The following is a 1,128-nucleotide window of genomic DNA, read 5'->3' on the forward strand; positions in this document are numbered from 1 at the left end:
CCATTCCCAGGCCCGCCACCGCGCCCCACGCGCCGCCTTCACCGGGACGCCCGCCCCAACCTCCCAGCAGGTGCAACTCCAGGCCCGTGTCCCTGCTCCGACGCCGCATCACCACGGCGGTACCGTCCAGGTGCGCCAGCGTCAGGGGTTTCGAGGTGCCTCCCCCCTTCCCCCAGTCATGCGCCGCCGACAGCGCCAGCGTGTAGCGCCCGGAAACAGGCGGGCGGCCGAAGAGGACATGCTGCATGTCCAGGGCGACTTCCGCCCCCATCAGACGAGCGCCCAGCAGGTCCGAAACGAAAGCCTCCGCGTATACCGGCCCCAGCGTCCCCGTCCCCACCACTCCGGCCGGGTGATAGTCGGGGTTGGCTCGGTTGCTGTAGCGCCGCACCAGGTGCCCCGACAGCAGGGAGTAGCCGTCCAGCATTCCCACCCACACTGAGTTGGGTGTGTCACTGCCCACCGAGAAGAGGCGCACCACCTGGCCCCAATCGGACAGCGTGTCCCAGTCCTCCTTCCTCACGAAGCCCGCCCCTTCGCCGCCACCCCACAGCCGCAGCCGCACCGGGGCTCCGAGGTTGAGACGAAACGACTCGCCCTGGTCGAAGACAAACCCGGGCTCCACCTGCACGAAGCCTTCGTCGCTGCCCGCGCCTCTTCGAGGGAGCAAGGTCCACGTCGTGGCCTCCATGCGCAGCGCGTTCGTCCACCGCGATATCGAGTCGGGTGCGGGCGGTGGCGTGGACTCCTCCTCGGGCTGAGCCTCCGCGCCCCCGCTGGAAGACTCGGGCGTCAGGGCCTGCTCCAGCTCGCGGATGGCGGCTTCCCTTTGCTCCCAGTGCCCAGGGGCGACCTCCTCCTCGGCCCACCCCACCCCGGGTAGCAGCAGCGGCAACACGACGGCCCAACTCCGACGCGCGAACATCGACGCCTCCCATGAACGCCCCGGCGGGGGATGGAGAAGGGCAGAGGTTCCCAGCCCGGTCCGACACGCCGGGGCCGCGAGGGACGGACCCTTCTCGTGCCCAGGTCCTGCTCCCGGGCCTGGGGCGGCCACGGGAGAGAAAAACGCGACAGGAATGCGCCACCTGCTCCGAGAGGGCCTCTTCCCCTTGGAGCTGTCTCTTA

Annotated in this window: 1 pseudogene; it reads right to left on the reverse strand. The window is 70.1% G+C overall.

Going from position 1 to position 1,128, the window contains the following annotated elements:
- Nucleotides 1–925: pseudogene (locus tag HR086_RS47020) on the reverse strand (hypothetical protein); the annotation flags it as partial.
- Nucleotides 926–1,128 lie beyond the last annotated feature (203 nt).

The sequence above is a fragment of the Myxococcus sp. CA039A genome (assembly GCF_013336645.1).
Taxonomy (GTDB): domain Bacteria; phylum Myxococcota; class Myxococcia; order Myxococcales; family Myxococcaceae; genus Myxococcus; species Myxococcus llanfairpwllgwyngyllgogerychwyrndrobwllllantysiliogogogochensis.